This window comes from Actinoplanes auranticolor (assembly GCF_018332655.1).
Taxonomy (GTDB): Bacteria; Actinomycetota; Actinomycetes; order Mycobacteriales; family Micromonosporaceae; genus Actinoplanes; species Actinoplanes auranticolor.
The window spans coordinates 37,349-54,215 of record NZ_BOQL01000011.1 but is presented as its reverse complement, the minus strand read 5'-3'; the positions used below and the strand labels follow the sequence as shown (position 1 = coordinate 54,215).

The 16,867-nt window shown below is 73.3% G+C and carries 12 protein-coding genes; 7 read left to right on the top strand and 5 right to left on the bottom strand.

The window, feature by feature from the left end; genetic code table 11:
- Window positions 1-32: 32 nt before the first annotated feature.
- A complete protein-coding gene (locus Aau02nite_RS05185; protein ID WP_212987159.1) occupies window positions 33-881 on the top strand; it encodes an alpha/beta fold hydrolase in 849 nt (282 codons plus the stop codon).
- Window positions 882-958: 77 nt separating this feature from the next.
- Here the strand turns inward: Aau02nite_RS05185 and Aau02nite_RS05180 are convergent, their stop codons facing one another.
- Window positions 959-1,348 (bottom strand): hypothetical protein, encoded by a 390-nt coding sequence (locus tag Aau02nite_RS05180; protein WP_212987158.1) that lies wholly within the window; start codon window positions 1,346-1,348, stop codon window positions 959-961.
- A 171-nt stretch (window positions 1,349-1,519) separates the two neighbouring features.
- On the opposite strand from Aau02nite_RS05180, the gene Aau02nite_RS05175 reads away from it, so the two are divergent.
- Complete coding sequence (locus Aau02nite_RS05175; protein ID WP_212987157.1) at window positions 1,520-4,318, top strand: AfsR/SARP family transcriptional regulator; 2,799 nt, start codon at window positions 1,520-1,522, stop codon at window positions 4,316-4,318.
- 7 nt (window positions 4,319-4,325) lie between these two features.
- Here the strand turns inward: Aau02nite_RS05175 and Aau02nite_RS05170 are convergent, their stop codons facing one another.
- Entirely contained in the window at window positions 4,326-5,549 is a 1,224-nt protein-coding gene (locus tag Aau02nite_RS05170) for a YncE family protein (protein ID WP_212987194.1), read from the bottom strand.
- Window positions 5,550-5,701: 152 nt separating this feature from the next.
- On the opposite strand from Aau02nite_RS05170, the gene Aau02nite_RS05165 reads away from it, so the two are divergent.
- Window positions 5,702-6,898 (top strand): PucR family transcriptional regulator, encoded by a 1,197-nt coding sequence (locus Aau02nite_RS05165; RefSeq protein WP_212987156.1) that lies wholly within the window; start codon window positions 5,702-5,704, stop codon window positions 6,896-6,898.
- A 469-nt stretch (window positions 6,899-7,367) separates the two neighbouring features.
- A complete protein-coding gene (locus Aau02nite_RS05160; RefSeq protein WP_212987155.1) occupies window positions 7,368-7,916 on the top strand; it encodes an RICIN domain-containing protein in 549 nt (182 codons plus the stop codon).
- A gap of 52 nt (window positions 7,917-7,968) precedes the next feature.
- On the opposite strand, the gene Aau02nite_RS05155 is transcribed toward Aau02nite_RS05160, so the two are convergent.
- Entirely contained in the window at window positions 7,969-8,916 is a 948-nt protein-coding gene (locus Aau02nite_RS05155) for a helix-turn-helix transcriptional regulator (RefSeq protein ID WP_246594917.1), read from the bottom strand.
- A 63-nt stretch (window positions 8,917-8,979) separates the two neighbouring features.
- On the opposite strand from Aau02nite_RS05155, the gene Aau02nite_RS05150 reads away from it, so the two are divergent.
- From Aau02nite_RS05150 to Aau02nite_RS05140, 3 genes are all read left to right on the top strand, one after another.
- A complete protein-coding gene (locus tag Aau02nite_RS05150; RefSeq protein ID WP_246594916.1) occupies window positions 8,980-9,939 on the top strand; it encodes an alpha/beta fold hydrolase in 960 nt (319 codons plus the stop codon).
- Between the two features lie 153 nt (window positions 9,940-10,092).
- Window positions 10,093-11,166 (top strand): FG-GAP repeat domain-containing protein, encoded by a 1,074-nt coding sequence (locus Aau02nite_RS05145; RefSeq protein WP_246594915.1) that lies wholly within the window; start codon window positions 10,093-10,095, stop codon window positions 11,164-11,166.
- Window positions 11,167-11,319: 153 nt separating this feature from the next.
- On the top strand, window positions 11,320-12,378 hold the full coding sequence (locus Aau02nite_RS05140; protein ID WP_212987152.1) for a pectinesterase family protein: 1,059 nt from the start codon (window positions 11,320-11,322) through the stop codon (window positions 12,376-12,378).
- A gap of 101 nt (window positions 12,379-12,479) precedes the next feature.
- Here Aau02nite_RS05140 and Aau02nite_RS05135 read toward each other — a convergent pair whose 3' ends face one another.
- Together Aau02nite_RS05135 and Aau02nite_RS05130 are read right to left on the bottom strand one after the other, a co-directional pair.
- A complete protein-coding gene (locus Aau02nite_RS05135) occupies window positions 12,480-15,335 on the bottom strand; it encodes a glycoside hydrolase family 3 protein (protein WP_212987151.1) in 2,856 nt (951 codons plus the stop codon).
- Between the two features lie 210 nt (window positions 15,336-15,545).
- A complete protein-coding gene (locus Aau02nite_RS05130; protein ID WP_246594914.1) occupies window positions 15,546-16,721 on the bottom strand; it encodes an ROK family transcriptional regulator in 1,176 nt (391 codons plus the stop codon).
- Window positions 16,722-16,867 lie beyond the last annotated feature (146 nt).

Sequence of the window (16,867 nt, the reverse complement as noted above, 5' to 3'; positions counted from 1 at the left end):
ACGAACGTACGGCCGGTGGACACACTGGCGCGATGCCGACCGTCTACAAGAACGCCCGCGGTCAGCAGGCGGTGCGGCATTGGTGTGCGCAGCGCCTGGCCGGGGCCGGTTTCCCCCTCACTCTGACAACGGTCGGCACCAGCGTCGGCCCGGTGGCGCTGACCTCCGCCGGAACGGGACGTCCGCGGGTCGTTCTGGTGCCCGGGACCGGTTTCAACGCCGCGGTGGTCCTACCGTGGCTGCGGGCGCTGTCCGTCCGCTGGGCGACCACGGTCGTGGACCTGCCGGGCCAGCCCGGGCTCAGCGACCCGCACCGGCCACGGCGGGCCGGACCGGCCTGGTACGGCCGGGCGCTGGACGAGGCCCTGGCCGCGATGGACGCCGAGGACATCGTGGTGGTGGGCAACTCGCTGGGCGCCGCCGTGGCCCTGGCCGCCGGTTCGACCCGGATCGCCGCCCGGGCGCTGATCTCACCGGCCGGCTTCATCCGTCTCTCGGTGGAACCGCGGCTGGCGCTGGCCTCGGCTGTCTGGCTGCTGAGTCCCACCGTCGCGCACACCCGCGGCATGCTGCGGTTGTTCGTCGCTCCGGGCACGGAGCCGCCCGCGACCGAGGTGGAGTGGATGGCGCTCATGGCCTCCTCGTGCCGGACGACGCTGGCGCCCGCCCCGCTGGCCGCCGAGCTGCTGGCCCGGCGCGCCGAGCAGCCCTGCGTCGTCGCGGTGGGCGCCCACGACCTGTTCCTGCCGCCCCGCCGGCTGGTCCCGGCGGTGCGCCACACCATGGGCCTCGACGTCCGGGTCTTGCCCGGCGCCGGGCATCTCACCACCACGGACCAGCTCGACGAGATGGTGTCCGTGGTGGCCGAGCTCGCCGGCTGAGCCCGGCCCCGGACGAGCAAAGGTGCGCGACGCCCCGGGTGGGACGCCGCGCACCGGTTCTCGCGCAGGCGTGCTGGTCAGGCTTTCACGACCTGGAAGGCGATCTCGTAGTCGGCGTTCGGCAGGTGGAACTCGCCGCGCTGCGCACCCCGGCCGGCCTGGCCGCCGACGGCGGTGACGACGCCGAGCTGGTCGTCGGAGCCGGCATCCACCTCCACCAGCGCGATGTGCGCGACCGAGGTGAAAACCGTCGAGCGCGGGCGCAGATCCACGGTCTCACCCTTGCCGATGTCGCCGGGGCCGTAGACGGAGACGCCGTTGACGAACAGCTGCGGCTCGTCGCGTCCGGTGGTGTCCTGCTTGCGCTTGCAGGTCAGCGAGGTCAGCTGCAGCCGGTACCGTCCCGCCGTGCTGGTCAGGGTCGATGCCGTGCCGGCGGCGGTGCTGTTTCCCGCGTTGCTGGTCATGGGTCCTCCTGGTGGATGGGGCCGGCACCCGCTGCCTGCCCTCGCTTCCCAAGGTGGGCCGGGCCCGTTGGGCGGCTGTTGGATTTCCGTTGAACCGCAGGTCCGTTGCCCGACAGCGGTCGCGCCGCGGGCGGCGGAGACTGGGCGGGACGGGAGGGGGAGCCGATCACAGTGCCAGCGGACTTCCGGCTGCTCGGTGAGATCGACGTGTCCGTCGGTGGCCGGCCGGTCGACATCGGCCACACCAAGCAGAGGTATGTGCTGGCCGCCCTGGCCGTCGAGGCCGGCCGGTGCGTCCCGGCCGGCAGCCTGATCGAGCGGGTGTGGGGAGCCGACCCGCCGCGCCGGGCCCGGGAGACCACCCGGGCCTACCTGTGCAAGCTCCGGCAGGCCCTCGAGCCCTGGGACGCGATGATCATCCGGCAGGCGGCGGGCTACCTGCTCGCGGTCGATCCGCTCTCGGTCGACGTGCACCGGTTCCGGCATCTCGTCGCGACCGGGCGCTGCGGTGCGGAGGCGACGGCCCAGGAGGCGTACGCCGCGGCTCTGCGGTTGTGGCGCGGTCAGCCGCTCGGGGCGCTGGACACCCCCTGGGCGGCGCAGATGCGGGCCGAGCTGGACCGGGAGCGGCAGGCCGCCGAGCGGGACCACATCGACCTGCTGCTGGCCGGCGGCGGGCACGCGGAGCTGCTCGCCCCGCTCACCGCCCGGGCCGCGGCCGACCCGTTCGACGAGCGGCTCGCCGGCCAGCTGATCCTGGCCCTCTACCGCAGTGACCGGCGGGCCGATGCCCTCGCGCACTACCAGCGGGTCCGCCGGCAGCTGGCCGACGAGCTCGGCATCGACCCGGGCCCCTCGCTGCGCCGGCTGCACGAGGGGATCCTGCGGACCGACACGTCGCTGGCGGCGCCCCGCACCGGCGTGACCCGGCAACGGGCGACGCCCCAGCAGTTGCCGTCACTGCCCGCCGCCTTCACCGGGCGCTCGGACGTGCTGTCCCGACTGGACGCCGTACTGCTGCCCGGGGGAAGCGGACGGGCGGGCCGCGTCGCGGTGATCCACGGACCGGGCGGCGTGGGCAAGACGTGGCTGGCGCTGCGCTGGGCCCACGACAATGCCCAAAGGTTCACCGACGGCCAGCTCTACGTGAACCTGCGCGGCTTCGATCCCGGGCGCGACCCGCTGACCTCCGAGGCCGCGGTGCGGGGCCTGCTGTACGGGTTGGGCGTCACCGCAGCGGCCGTGCCCCCGGATCCGGACAGCCAGGTCGCCCTCTACCGAAGCCTGGTCGCGGGGCGCCGGATCCTGCTGGTGCTGGACGACGCCCGGACGTCGTCCCAGGTCGAGCCGCTGCTGCCCGGCGCGGCGAGCTGCGCGACCCTGATCACCGGCCGCACCGGGCTCGCCGACCTGGTGGCCGGGCACAGTGCTCGTCCCGTACCGCTCGCGGTGATCGACGAAGCGGAGTCGGCGCAGGTCCTCGCCGGTCATCTCGGCGCCGCCAGGATCGCCGGGGAGCCCGGCGCGACCGCCGAGCTGATCCGCCACTGCGCCGGCCTGCCGTTGGCCCTCGGGATCGTGGCCGGCCGGGCCGCGCTCGCCCCCGAGCTGCCGCTCGCCGCGCTGGCCGCCGACCTGCGGGAGTCGTCGGCCCGGCTGGACGGGCTCGACACCGGCGGCCTGCGGGGCAACCTGCGGGCGGTGCTCGCCGCCTCGGTCGCGGCGGTCCGGCCGGAGGCCGCCGAGTTGTTCGGCCGGCTCGGCGCCGCCCCGGGCCCGGACATCGCGCTGGCCGCCGTGCGCAGCCTGATCGGGCTGAGCCGGGCCGAGCTCATGCCGTCCCTGCGCGAACTGATCGACGCCCACCTGCTGCAGGAGCACCAGCCCGGCCGGTACCGCATGCACGACCTGGTCCGCCTCTACGCCGTGGAGGCCGGCGGCGATCCGGTCCCGGTCCGGGACCGGATGCTCGCCTACTACGCCGGCACCGCCCTGACCGCGGACCGGGCGCTCGATCCGACCCGCGACCGGCCCGGGCACGCTGATGCCGGCAGCACGGCGGCCGAACCCGCGCGCGTCGTCACCGATCCGCTCGACGCGGTGGTCTGGTTCGAGCACGAGCACCAGGTGCTGCTGTCCTGTGTGGCGCAGGCGGCCGAGTGCGGCGCCGACAGGCAAGTGCTGGCCCTGGTCTGGGGCATGACCACCTATCTGGAGCGGCGTGGCCGGTGGCACGACCGGGCGGCGCTCCAGCAGGCCGCCGTCCTCGCGGCGGTGCGGCTGGGTGACCGGGGTGCCGAGGCGGACGCGCGGCGCGGGCTGGCCATGGCCCACATCTGGCTCAACGCCTACGACCGGGCGGCCGGCGAGCTGGACACCGCCCGCGAGCTGTTCCGCGCCGTGGGCGATCCGATCGGGCTGGCCGGCGCGCACCGGACGACGGCCCGGATGCTCGGCCGGCAGGACCGGCACGCGGACGCCCTCGTGCACGACGAGCACGCCCTGACTCTGTTCCGGGCCGGGCACCACCGCGTCGGGCAGGCCACCGTCCTCAACGCCATCGGCTGGCACCACGCCCATCTCGGCCGTCCGGAGGCGGCGATCGAGAACTGCCGGCAGGCACTGGCCATCCACGAGCAGCTCGGCAACAGGTTCGGCCGGGCGCTCACCTTGGACACCCTCGGCATGGCGCACCACGTGCGAGCGGATCACGGTGACGCGCTCACCTGTTTCGGACACGCGGTGGCGGCGTTCCGGTCCTGCGGCGACCGGTACCAGGAGGCCGACACCCTGCGCCGGCTCGGTGCCGTCCTGCTGGAGACCGGAGCGGTCCAGGACGGCTGCGCCGCCTGGCGCCGGGCGGCGGTGATCCTCGGCGACCTCGGGCACCCCGACGCCGAGGTGGTACGCCGGCAACTCGGCGAGGTGACGGTCGCGCCGGTGCCGGCCGGGCTCCTCAGCGCCTCGTGAAGACCGGTCAGCGCGCCACGGGGCCGGTCCAGCCGGCGGGCACGTGCCCGATCCGGACCCGCTGCGGATGGTCGCCGACGGCCACCGTGGCCACCCGTCTGCCGGTGGCGAAGCTGATCGCGGAGACCTGGTCGGCGCCCGACTCCGAGATGACGCAGTCCCGGCCGTCGGCGCTGACCGTGGCCCAGTACGGCTTGCTCGCGGGCACCAGCGTGCCCTCCTGCAGCGAGCCGCGGTCGACGACGGTCGCGTAGTCGTCCATGGTCCCGGCCACGCAGAGCTTGCTGCCGTCCGGGCTCATCGCCAGGCCGTGGTGCCGGGAGTCGTTGACGAAGGTGGTGCGGTCGTCGCTGGTGGCCGGATTCTTGGGCAGCGTCCTCACCCGGGTCACCTTGTCGGTGGCGACGTCGTACTCGATGAGCCCGGGGAAGTACGAGACCTGGAAGTACAGCTTCGCGCCGTCCGGGCTGAACACCGCGGGCCGGATCGCGTTGGACAGGTCCCTGCGGCCGAAGGCGTCCAGCCGGGCGCGCATGTCGATGGTGCGTACCGTCCGGAAGGTCGTGGTGTCCACGACCGTGATCCGCCGGTTGCCCTTGGTCCAGTCCCAGCCGGGGGCGTCGAGGTCGGTGTTCACCTCCCCGATGGACATGTTCCACAGATAGCGGCCGCCGTCGGTGTAGACGTTCTCGTGCGGCTTGTCCCCGGTGGCGAACGAGCCCAGCTGCCGGCCGGTCGCGATGTCGAGCACGTGCACCGTGTTGGAGGTGGACGCCGAGACCGCGACGTGGGTGCCGTCCGGGGAGACCGCCATGTGGTCGGCGCGGAAGCCGGAGACTGGGAACCGCCACTTCGGCAGCCCGGTGCGCAGGTCGATCGAGATCACGTCGGCCAGGCTGGGCCGGGAGGCGACCAGCGCGGTGCCGTCCGGGGTGGTGTACATGTCGTCGACGAGCTGGTCGTGTCCCTCGCCGGGGCCGGAGCGGATGCCCAGGAAGTACGCCAGCTTGATCGGGTTGAGGTAGATGTCCCGGAGCCGCACGTCCAGATCCGGGACCACGGTGAGCCCGCCGAGCTTGGTGTAGCCGCCGCTGGGACGGATCACGTCGACGGTGCCGGCCCAGTTGTTGCCGACGAACATCACCTCCTGCAGACCCGACGGCGGTGCGGCCGCGGCGGGCAGCGGGGCGGCGGCGAACAGGGTGGCGGCGAGGGCGGTGAATGCGAACATTTTTCGGGCCACGGGACTCTCCTGGACGCGGGGAGTGATGTTACTTTGCGGTAACGAACAGGAAACAGCGGATCGCCGTCCGTCGATAGGCGCCGGGGACCAACGTCCGGACCCGTCGTTGTGCGGCAGCCACAACCGCCCCGGGAGCAGCCATGGCACCGACAGCGCGCGGCGACGTGTTCGTCAAGGTGCTGTGGGCCATGGCCGCCGACGAGGACATCGTGGACGACCTGGTCCGTGCGGCGCGGGCGCAGGCGCCGGAGGTCGCGCGGTTGCCGGCGGCCGAGACGCGCCGGCACGTCGCCCTGCTGTTCTCCGCCGGGCTGGCCTCGTTCGAGCGCGCCGGCGATCCCAGCGAGCGCGACTTCGCCGAGGCGGCCCGGCTCGGCGCCGACCGGGCGGCGCAGGGCATCTCGATCGGCGGCCTGCTCTGCGCGGTGCAGGCGGGGCGCAACCGGGCGCTGGAGATCGCCGTGCAGCGGGCCCGCGACGCCGCCATCCCCGACGGGGTCCTGCTCGAGGTCCTGCTCGATCTGGACCGCTACCTCGGGGCCATGGAACGGCACGTGATCGCCGGTCACCGGGCCGCGGAGCAGGCGCTGGCCGGCACGCGGCTGGAGGCCGGCGACCGGGTGCTGCGCGCCCTGCTGCTCGGCGGCGAGCCGGCGCCGGCCCCGGCCGAGCTGCTCCGGGCCGGGCTGCGGCCGGACGGGCGCTACCACTGCCTGGTCGGCGAGGTGACCGATCCGGGGCGGCTGCGGGCGGTGGGCCGCCGGTTGGCGGCGGGCGGGGGCGTCGCCGGTACGGTACGCGGCCGGCTCGCCGTGCTCACGCCGCGGATGCCGGCGGGGGAGGCGCTCGATCCGGGCGTGCTGATGGTCGTGGCTCCGGCCTGGCCGTTGCCGGGCATCCGGGCGGTGTTCGACCTCTGCCTGGCCGCCCTGCCCATCGCTGGGCGCTCCGGACGGCCCGGCCCGCACCTGCTCGTCGAGCACGCCGGCGACCTGGCCCTCAGCGCCCAGCCGGTGCTCGCCGGCCTGGTCACCTCGGCCGTGCTGGGCGAGCTACGGGCCGGGGACGACTTCCACCGCGAGCTGGTGACGACCGCCATGGCCTATCTGGACCACGGTCAGCGTCTGGATCACACGGCCGCGGCGTTGCACGTGCACCCGAACACGGTCCGCTACCGGTTGCGCCGGCTGCACGAGCTCACCGGGGTGCCGCTGGTGCCGGGTGAGCCGGGGGAGGGGCTGACCGTGCTGGCGACCGTGGGCCTGTGGTGGGCGCTGCGGACCTGGCGCGAGCCGCCGGCCGGTTCGGGGCCGGCATTCGGAGACTTCGATGCTTGACGATGCGTCGCGGCCGGGGTCAGCGGCCAAGTTCCAGGGCATGGAGATCGGCCGCGACGCCGCCACCCTCGACAAGGGACCGACCAACGATCCCGCCGAGATCGCCCAGCTACGCGGTCGCCGACACGACGGACCCGGCGCAGCAGATCACCGTCACGGCGCGACCGGCGCCCGCCGAGCCGACCGTGTCGGCCCCCGCCGGGTGACGCCGGCTCATCCCGGGCTCCCGGCGGCCAGCACCTCCACCACCGCCAGCGAGGCGAAGGCCGGCTCCGCCGCCAGGATCCGCAACAGCGTGTCGAGGGTGCGGTGCATCCGCTGCGGCCAGCGTAGACGACTGCCGGGAGGCCGGCGGGCCGGTGCGACGCGATGGGCGATTCGTCCGGATATCCCCGATCCAGGCCGGTCCTCCGGATACCTTCGTGTCGGCTGTGGAGCCGATGTTGAAGTCTTATGTGAAAGGTGCGTCATGTCTGTTCGCCGCCGTATTCTCTCCGCCGGTTCCCGGGCGCTGGCCGTCGCGACGCTGACCGCCGCGACCATGGCGGCCGCGGCGCTGGTGCCGGCGAGCCCGGCCCAGGCGGCACCGTCGATCCCGTTCCTCACCGGGTTCCAGCTGTTCAACGTGCACAGCGGGAAGTGCCTCGCGCCCGCCGGGAACGACGGCGTCGTGCAGAGCACCTGCCGCGAGGAGAGCGCGCACCTGTGGCGGATGCGGCTCGTGTCGCTGACCGGGCTGTTCCAGGTGCAGAACGTCCGCAGCGGCCGGTGCCTGAGTGCCGCCGGCGGCGACGGGCGCGCGGTGCAGCGCCGGTGCGACGACGACCTGGCCCGCAGCTGGCGTCTGTGGGACGCGAAGGGGAAAGGCTTCTTCATCCGCAGCGCCGTCAGCGGCCGGTGCCTGACCGTCGCCGGTGGCGGCCGGGCCGAGAACGCCGCCGCGGTGCTGTCGGCCTGTGACCCCGCCCGCTCCCGGCGCTGGGACGCGCGCCTGCTGGGCAGCACGGAGCGGGCATGAGAGAGGGGCGCGGACCGGACCGGCCCGCGCCCCTCGTCAGTGCAGGACGGTTTCAGCCGTACCGTTCGACGAGCGCGCGGCCGATCGAGGCCAGGCGGTCCCGTACGCCCGCAGGGCCGGTCACCTCGAGCCATTCGATCAGCCCGGCGAGCTCGCCGGCGAGCGCGTACTCGTTGTAGCCGCGGATCACGACCTCGATGCGGCCGTCGGCCGTGGCCCCGCCCACCTCGAGCCGGTCCCCGAGCCCCATCCGGAGCTTGCCGATCCCGTCGGGCACGCATACCGCCTGGATCGCGAGGGGCGTTCGCCGGCGGTCGACCTCGTCGGCGATCTCGCGCCAGCTCTCGGCCAGGTCGAAGTCCCCGGGCCGGTGCACCGGGTCGTTGGTCGGGTCGGCGGACGACACCCGGTCGATCCGGAAGGTCCGCCGGCCGGCCTCGGTGTGGGACACGAGATACCACCACGGACCTTTGGCGACGATGCCGAGCGGGTGGACGGTTCTCTCGGTTGCGGCGCCTGCGCTGTCGACGTAGCCGAGCCGCAGCTGGACGCCGCGGATCACCGCGTCCTGGAGCTCGTCGAGGAAGCGGGGTGGCCGGCGCTCGACCGGACTCGATCCCCATCGTTGCGGGTCCATGACCAGCGACGACGCTGCCGCCTCGGCCTGCACCCGGAAGGGTTCCGGCAGGGCCCGGACCAGCTTGCGCAGAGCTGCTTTCACGGCCGGCGTCGCCGCCGAGGCCGGGCCGGCCACCAGGAACAGGGCGCGGGCCTCACCCGCGGTCAGCCCGGACAGGTCGGTGCGGGCGCCGCCCACGAGGCGCCAGCCGCCGCCCCGGCCCTGCCTGGAGTACACCGGCACACCGGCTATGGCCAGGGCGTCGAGGTCGCGGCGGGCGGTGCGCTCGGAGACCTCCAGCTCCCGGGCGACCTCTGCTGCGGTCACCTGCTCGCGCTGTTGCAGGAACAGGAGGATGGCCATCAGGCGGTCGGCTCGCACCCCGGCAATACTTCTCCCTGAACCGGTCATGGGGTGACCTGTTTCGGTCGGCAGGATGGCGACATGACCTCACCGACGTATCTCCCCGATCCAGCCGATTTTCCCGAGCCCACCCTGGTTTCCGTCAACGGCGTGGAACTCGAAGTCTTCGAAGCGGGCCGGCAGAACGCCGGACGGCCGATCGTGCTCTGTCACGGCTGGCCGGAGCATGCCTTCTCCTGGCGTCATCAAATGCCCGCGCTCGCCGCAGCGGGTTACCACGTGATCGTTCCGAATCAGCGGGGTTATGGCAACTCGTCCCGGCCGGCCGAAGTGACAGCCTATGACATCGACCATTTGTCCGGTGATCTCGTCGCCCTGCTCGATCACTACGGGTACGAAGACGCCACCTTCGTCGGTCACGATTGGGGCGCCATGGTCGTCTGGGGCCTGACCCTGCTGCATCCGCACCGGGTGAACAAGGTGATCAACCTGAGCCTGCCGTACCAGGAGCGCGGAGAAAAGCCCTGGATCGAGTTCATGGAGGAGATCCTCGGCGGCGACTTCTACTTCGTCCACTTCAATCGCCGGCCGGGCGTCGCGGATGCCGTACTGGAAGAGAACACGTTCCGGTTCCTTCGCAACTTGTACCGGGACGCGCCATTCGGCGAGCCGGAGCCGGGAATGGCGATGATTAATCTCGCCCGTGCGGAGACTCCGCGGGGCGAGCCGTTGATGAGCGACAGTGAACTGGCTGTGTTCGTCTCCGCCTTCGAGAAATCGGGTTTCACGGGCGGCATCAACTGGTACCGGAACCTCGACCGCAATTGGCGGTTGCTGGCGGACGTGAACCCCGTCATCCGGCAGCCCGCACTCATGATCTATGGCGACCGGGACATGATCCAGAAGGCTGAGAACCTGACGAAGTTCGTGCCCCAGGTGGAAGTGGTCAGCCTGGACTGCGGTCATTGGATCCAGCAGGAAAAGCCGGACGAAACCAACCGGGTGATTCTCCAGTGGCTGGGCCGGCAGGATGCCGGCTAGCGAAGCCGGCCAGCCTACACCTCTGCCCGCCGGCTCGTGGCCTTTGCCCGAGCTGGACGGGAAGCGGACTGAATGGCCGCACGGGCCGCTGTTGCAGCTAGTTTTTTCTGCGGCAGCACCCATCCATTCAGTTCCGTCAGAACGGGGAGAACCATGCACATCAACCGGCGCCTCCTGGCGCTCGCAGCAGTCACGGCCGTCACGATGACCGCGCAGATCCCGGCCATTCCGGCGTCGGCGGCGCCGCCCGCCGGTGGCGGCTTCAGCGGCGTGGCCGGCGATTTCAACGGCGACGGCCGGGACGACATCGTCACCTTCACCCGCGGCCCGGCCGCCGACGTCTACGTGGCGTTGTCGACGGGGTCGTCGTTCTCCGGAACCGGCGTGAAATGGCATGACTTTTTCGCGGTCGGTGCCGAGACGCCATTGGTCGGTGATTTCAACGGTGACGGCAAGGATGACATCGCGACGTTCACCCGGGGTGCGGCGGCGGATGTGTATGTCGCGTTGTCGACGGGGTCGTCGTTCTCGGGTACGGGGATGAAATGGCATGACTTTTTCGCGGTGGGTGTGGAGACCCCGGCGGTCGGTGATTTCAACGGTGACGGCAAGGACGACATCGTGACGTTCACCCGGGGTGCGGCGGCGGATGTGTACGTGGCGTTGTCGACGGGGTCGTCGTTCTCCGGAACCGGCGTGAAATGGCATGACTTTTTCGCGGTGGGTGCGGAGACCCCGGCGGTCGGTGATTTCAACGGTGACGGCAAGGACGACATCGTGACCTTCACCCGGGGTGCGGCGGCGGACGTGTACGTGGCGTTGTCGACCGGGTCGTCGTTCGCGGGCACGGGCGTGAAGTGGCACGACTACTTCGCCGTGGGCTCGGAACTGGCCTCGGTCGGCGACTTCAACCGCGACGGCCGCGACGACATCGTGACCTTCACCCGCGGGGCGGCGGCCGACGTCTACGTCGCGCTCTCCCGCGGCTCGTCGTTCGTGGGCACCGGCGTGCGCTGGCACAACTTCTTCGCCGTCGGTGCGGAGATCCCCGGCACGGGCGACTTCACCGGCGACGGCCGCGACGACATCGTGACCTTCACCCGCGGGGCGGCGGCCGACGTCTACGTGGCCCGCTCCACCGGCCGCGCCTTCGCCGGTACGGGCGTGAAGTGGCACGACTTCTTCGCTGTCGGGGCCGAGATCCCGCAGCCGGGCATCCTGTGGTGAGCCGGCGGGCGTGAGCCGTCCCCTCAGCGGCGGAGCCGGGCCAGGCATTCTGGCCCGGCTCTCGCCGATCCCAGGCATTGACGGACGTGGCTGCGACTCCTACGGTCGGCGGGAAAGCGCTTACCCGGAGCGCTCCACCCGGCAGGAGTCCGCATGGATCGCCGCACCCTGATCAGGCTCGCCGCCACCTCCGGCGCGGCGATCGCCACCGGTTCCCTGACCGCCGGGCGCTCAGCCCAGGCCCGTCCGGGTCCGCGGAGCACCGTGGCCTCGGACGGCAGCGGCGACTTCACCACGATCCAGGCGGCCGTGGACGCCGTACCGGCCGGCAACACCGCCCGCTTCACCATCGACATCGCCCCGGGCACGTACCGCGGCCAGGTGATCATCCCGGCCGACCGCCCGAACATCCTGCTGCGCGGCCGTGGCCGGCGCCCGGACCAGGTGGTGATCACCGATGACCGGGCCAACGGCACCCCGCGCCCGGACGGCGGCACCTGGGGCACCTCGGGCAGCGCCTCCGTCACCGTGGACGGGGCCGGTTTCGCCGCCCGGAACCTGACCTTCGCGAACTCCTTCGACGAGGCCGCCCACCCGGAGATCACCGGACGCCAGGCGGTGGCCGTCCTGACCCGGGCCGACCGCCTCGAGTTCGACACCGTCCGCTTCCTCGGCAACCAGGACACCCTGTACGTGAACAGCCCGGCGGCCGACGTGCCCGCCCGGATCTACCTGCGGCGCTGCTACGTCGAGGGCGATGTGGACTTCGTCTTCGGCCGCGGCACGGCTGCCTTCGACCGGTGCCGGATCCACTCGCTGGACCGCGGCTCGGCCACCGGCAACGGCTACGTGACCGCGCCGAGCACCAGCGTGGCCAACCCGTACGGCCTGCTCTTCTCGGCCTGCACGTTCACCTCCGACGCCCCACCGGCCAGCGTCCATCTGGGCCGGCCGTGGCACCCGGGCCAGGATCCGAACGCGATCGGCCAGACGGTCATCCGCGACTCGTGGCTGGGCGCGCACATCGGTGCGGCCCCGTGGAGCGACTTCGGCGCCTGGTCGTGGCGTGAGGCCCGCTTCGCCGAGTACCACAACCGCGGCCCGGGCGCGCTGGTCACGCCGGACCGTCCGCAGCTGACCCGGTCCGAGGCGGCCGGCTGTACCGTCACGGCCTTCCTCGCCGGCGCCGACGGCTGGTCCCCGGACTGCTGACCGGCGCCGGCGGACCTGCGACGATCACGCCGGCGCCGACGGGGAACGACGGCTGTGACCGGACGCCGGCGCGGCGCAACGCCCACCGGCCGGCCGATCCGTCACTCCACCGAGCTGAAGCGCACCCCGCTCAGCCGGGCCCCGGCGCTCGGGAAGACCAGGTAGAGGTCGCGTTGCCCGGTCGCCCCGGCCAGCGGCGCGGCCACCTCGATCCAGTCGTGCCGGCCGGTCGTCGCGGGCACGTCCAGCACGGCCGCGACCGGGCCGGAGAGCGGTTCGTCGAGCCGTACCTCGATCCGGGCGCCCGGGTCCGCCGCCGCCGTGGCCGCGGTGATCCGGTGCCCGCCCGCGCCGAAGTCGACGCGGTCGAAGGCCAGCCAGGCGCCGTCGCGCACGGCGACCACCGCGTCCCCCCGCTGCGGGCCCTCGTCGGTCAGGGCTGTGCCGTACTCGCCGTCGCGGCTCGCCGCCCGTAGCCCGTCGTCGCCGGCGCGCCGGTCGGGGAGGACCTCGCCGTGCACGGTCAGGGTGGCGGTCGTCGTGATGTCGGTGCAGGAGCGGCCCGTGAGGACGGAGTGCCGGGCCGCCTCGACGACCGGCCGGTCCTGGACCACGTCGTGGAACGCCAGGTCGTCCACGCGCAGCGGCATCGTCACGGTGGCGCGCTCGCCGGGGGCCAGCCGTACGCGCCGGAAGCCGCGCAGCTGCCGCAGCGGCTGCTTGTCCCGGGACCGGCGTTGCCGGGTGTAGAACTGCACGATCTCGGTGCCGGCCCGCTCGCCCACGTTGACCACGTCGACGCTGATCTCCACCTGCTCGCCCGGCGCCGCCTCGGTGGCGCTCAGCCGCAGGTCGTGGTGCTCGAAACGGGTGTAGCCCAGGCCGTGCCCGAACGGGTACAGCGGCCGGCCCCGGAAGTAGAGGTAGGTCGCGTCGCTGCCGATGATGTCGTAGTCGAGCAGGTCCGGCAGTTCGTCGGCGCCGCGGTACCAGGTCTGCGGCAGCCGGCCCGTCGGTTCCACCGGCTCACCGTCCGGCGTCGCACCGAGCAGCACGTCGGCGAGGGCGGCCCCGGACTCCTGGCCGCCGTGCGCGGACCACACCAGCGCCGGGAGGTGTTCCTGGGCCCAGCCCACCGCGTACGGGTAGCTGCTCGTCAGCACCAGCACGGTCCGGGGGTTGGCCGCCCGTACGGCCCGCAGCAACGCCTCCTGCCGCGGGGGCAGTGCCAGGTCGATCCGGTCCTCGGTCTCCCGCCCGGCCACCATCGGATGGTTGCCCAGCAGCACCAGCGCCACGTCCGCGTCCCGGGCCAGCGCCGCCGCGGCGGCCACCCCGTCCTCCGCGAGCTCCAGCGTGAAGGCGGTGGCCGTGTCCTCGGTGGCGGCGTCCGCGCGCAGCACCCCGTCGGGGCCGGTCACCACGTACCGGTTGCTCGCCAGGTGCCGCAGCACCACCGCGTCCCGGTGCCGGATCGGCTCGAAGGTCTCGCGGACCACCCACTCGCCCGGCTCCGGCCGGTCGTTGACCAGGCTGCCGCTCTCGTCGGCCCGTACATAGCGGCGGTTGGCGGCGGCGCGCAGCGTGATGGTGCCGCCGCCCCAGTCCAGCAGGTCGAAACCGGCCGCCGGGCCCGTGGTCGTCTCGCCGACCCGCAGCGGGGCGCCGTCGGGGCCGTCGCCCGCGAGCACCGTCCCCGTCGCGGTGCGCAGCCGGACACGGTCGACGCCCTCCGCGGTGCGCACGTTCTGCTCGCCGAGCCGCTCGGCCAGGCCGGCGTGGGCGGTCACCGCGTACGGCAGGGTGCCGCTGTACCAGTCCGCCAGCACGGTGCCGGCCAGTGGCCCGAGTACCGCCACCGTCGCGTCCGGCGCCAGCGGCAGCACCGCGTCGCTGTTCTTGAGCAGCACGACACTGCTCCGGGCGGCCTCGCGGGCCAGCCGCTGGTGCTCGGCACAGTTGACCACCGCGGCCGTCGTGGCCGCGTACGGGTTGGGCCCGTCCGGGTCGAACTCGCCCAGCCGGAACCGGATCGCCAGGATGTGCCCCGCCGCCGTGTCCACGTCCGACTCGGTGAGCAGCCCTCGCTCCAGCGCCTCGTGCAGCCGTTCCAGGGTCGCCGCGGCGTCCTCGGTGAAGCAGTCCACCCCGGCGCGCAGCGCGGCGGCGAACGCGGCCGCGTGGTCGCTCAGATAGCCCTGCTCGCCGGCGAGATTGCTGCAGGCGTACGCGTCGCCCACGACCAGCACGTCGTCGGTCGTCCAGGTGCGCAGCTCCTCGGCGAGCAACGGGCTCAGGTGCGTCGGCCGCCCGTTCACCAGGTTGTACGACGCCATCACCGCGACCGCCGCCCCGGTGGCGATCGGTTCGCGGAAGGCCGGCAGCTCGTACTCGTGCAGCACCCGCGGCGGCAGGTCGCTCGACGTGAGGTGCCGCTCGGTCTCGTTGTTGTAGCCCAGGAAGTGCTTGAGCGTCGGTGCGGTCCGCAGGTAGCGCGGGTCGTCGCCGCGCAGTCCGCGCGCGTACGCGGTGCCCAGCACGCCGGTGAGCCAGGGGTCCTCGGCGTACCCCTCCTCGTTGCGGCCCCAGCGTGGGTCCCGCAGCGGGTTGACCACCGGCGCCCAGACGTTGAGGCCCACGCCGGCCGGGTCCTTGTGGTGCAGGCCCCGCACCTCGTCGCCGACCGCGGCGCCGACCCGGCGCACCAGCTCCGGGTCCCAGGTGCTGCCGAGCCCGACGGACTGTGGGAAGACGGTCGCCTCGCCGAGCCAGGCGACCCCGTGCAGCGCCTCGGTCCCGGTGCGGAACGGCCCGACGCCGAGCCGCGGAACCGGGGCCTGGTGCTGGTGCAGCAGCGCCACCTTCTCCGGCAGAGTCAGCCGGCTGAGCAGGTCGGTGACCCGGTCGGGCAGCGGCCTGCCCGGGTCCTGGAAGGTGCCGCGGACCGGGTCGGTCATGGGGCGCGTTCTCCTCGGCGTGGGATCGAGGCGGTGCGGGCCCGGCCGTGGCTGCGGTGGGACCGTCGAAGCGCTTCGATGAGGATCCGGAAAAGGCTCCGCCGGGATGAGGGAGTTACATCCGTGTTACGGCGGAGCCTTCTGAGGTTGGCACCAGGCATCGACGCCGGTCAAGGGGTACGGCGAGATCCGTCGATGCCCGGCGGGCGCTCACGCCGCCGGGGCCGGCAGCTTCCCCGCCTCGAGCCGGTCCAGGGCCAGCATCGCGCCGCCCAGTGCGGCCCCGTCCGGGTGCAGAGTGGACGCGGTCACCCGGCAGCCGATGTCACCCGGCGCGCGGGACGCCAGCTCGGCCTCGACCGCGGGCAGCAGCCAGGGCGCGAGCGTGGCGAAGCTGCCACCGAGCACCACGACCTGCGGGTCCAGCAGCTCGGCCAGCATGGTCACGCCCCGCCCGAGCATCGTGCCGATCTCGGTGAGCGCCTTGGTGACCTGGGCGTCCCCGTTGCCGGCCAGCGCCGCGATCCGGTCCAGCTCCGGGGCGAAGTCGACGACCGGGCCGTCCTGTTCGGTGTCCGGCAGGGTCCGGCGGACCAGCGCCGGCAGTCCCGCGACGGCCTCCAGGCAGCCCTGTCGTCCGCATCGGCAGGCCGGGCCGGTGCAGTCCACCTGCAGGTGGCCGGCCTGTCCGGCGAAGCCGCGGTGGCCGCGCAGCGCCCGGCCCTCGGCGACGATGCCCACGCCGATCTCCACGCCGCCGATGAGGGCCAGCAGGTTCGGGGTGTCGGCGTCGGCGCCGCCGCGGTACTCCGCGAGCGCCGCCAGATTGGCCGCGCTGTCGATCACCACCTCGAACTCCGGATGGCGCAGTCCGCGTTCCAGGGCCGCGCCGAGGTCCAGCTCCGCGCGGCCGAGATGCGGTGCGAACCGGACGCCGCCCCCGGGCGCGACCAGACCGGGCGCGGCGACGGTCAGTCCGAGCACGCGGCGTTCCTGGGCCGCCATCTTCGCCACCACCCGGCCCGCCAGTGCCGCGACGGCGGCCTCGGCCCGCCCGGGGGTGCCGTCCAGTCCGGGGTACGCCCGCCGCCAGGTCAGCAACCGTTCGCCGGTGAGGTCGACGGCGATCGCGACGAGATGGTCGGCGGCCACCTCGATCCCGATGGCCGCGTACGGCCGGCTCTGCAGGGTCAGCATCGACGCCGGCCGGCCGATCCTGTTCTCGGTCAGTCCGGTCTCGCGCAGCAGGCGCCGTTCCAGCAGGTCGGTGACCAGGCTGGAGACAGTCGCCTTGTTGAGGCCCGTGGACGCGGCGATGTCCGCCCGCGAACAGGGCGCATGGGTCCGGACGAACCGCAGTACGACTGCCAGGTTCGTCGTTCTCACGTCGGACAAGTCCGCCGGCCGCGTCATGCCGTGCGTACTGATCACGTCAGTCCTGCCTCTCGCCGCCGGCCTTCCCCGGCCGGCCCGTTCATCATGCCGCACCGCCCCGGCACCGGGCGCGGGCAGCTCTTGTGGGTCCATCGACG

Bases quoted from the DNA above. Each gene is read 5' to 3' on its own strand.
- Aau02nite_RS05185 (WP_212987159.1), top strand. From the start codon at position 33: ATGCCGACCGTCTACAAGAACGCCCGCGGTCAGCAGGCGGTGCGGCAT.
- Aau02nite_RS05180 (WP_212987158.1), bottom strand. From the start codon at position 1,348: ATGACCAGCAACGCGGGAAACAGCACCGCCGCCGGCACGGCATCGACC.
- Aau02nite_RS05140 (WP_212987152.1), top strand. From the start codon at position 11,320: ATGGATCGCCGCACCCTGATCAGGCTCGCCGCCACCTCCGGCGCGGCG.
- Aau02nite_RS05150 (WP_246594916.1), top strand. From the start codon at position 8,980: ATGACCTCACCGACGTATCTCCCCGATCCAGCCGATTTTCCCGAGCCC.
- Aau02nite_RS05135 (WP_212987151.1), bottom strand. From the start codon at position 15,335: ATGACCGACCCGGTCCGCGGCACCTTCCAGGACCCGGGCAGGCCGCTG.
- Aau02nite_RS05170 (WP_212987194.1), bottom strand. From the start codon at position 5,549: ATGTTCGCATTCACCGCCCTCGCCGCCACCCTGTTCGCCGCCGCCCCG.
- Aau02nite_RS05145 (WP_246594915.1), top strand. From the start codon at position 10,093: ATGCACATCAACCGGCGCCTCCTGGCGCTCGCAGCAGTCACGGCCGTC.
- Aau02nite_RS05160 (WP_212987155.1), top strand. From the start codon at position 7,368: ATGTCTGTTCGCCGCCGTATTCTCTCCGCCGGTTCCCGGGCGCTGGCC.
- Aau02nite_RS05165 (WP_212987156.1), top strand. From the start codon at position 5,702: ATGGCACCGACAGCGCGCGGCGACGTGTTCGTCAAGGTGCTGTGGGCC.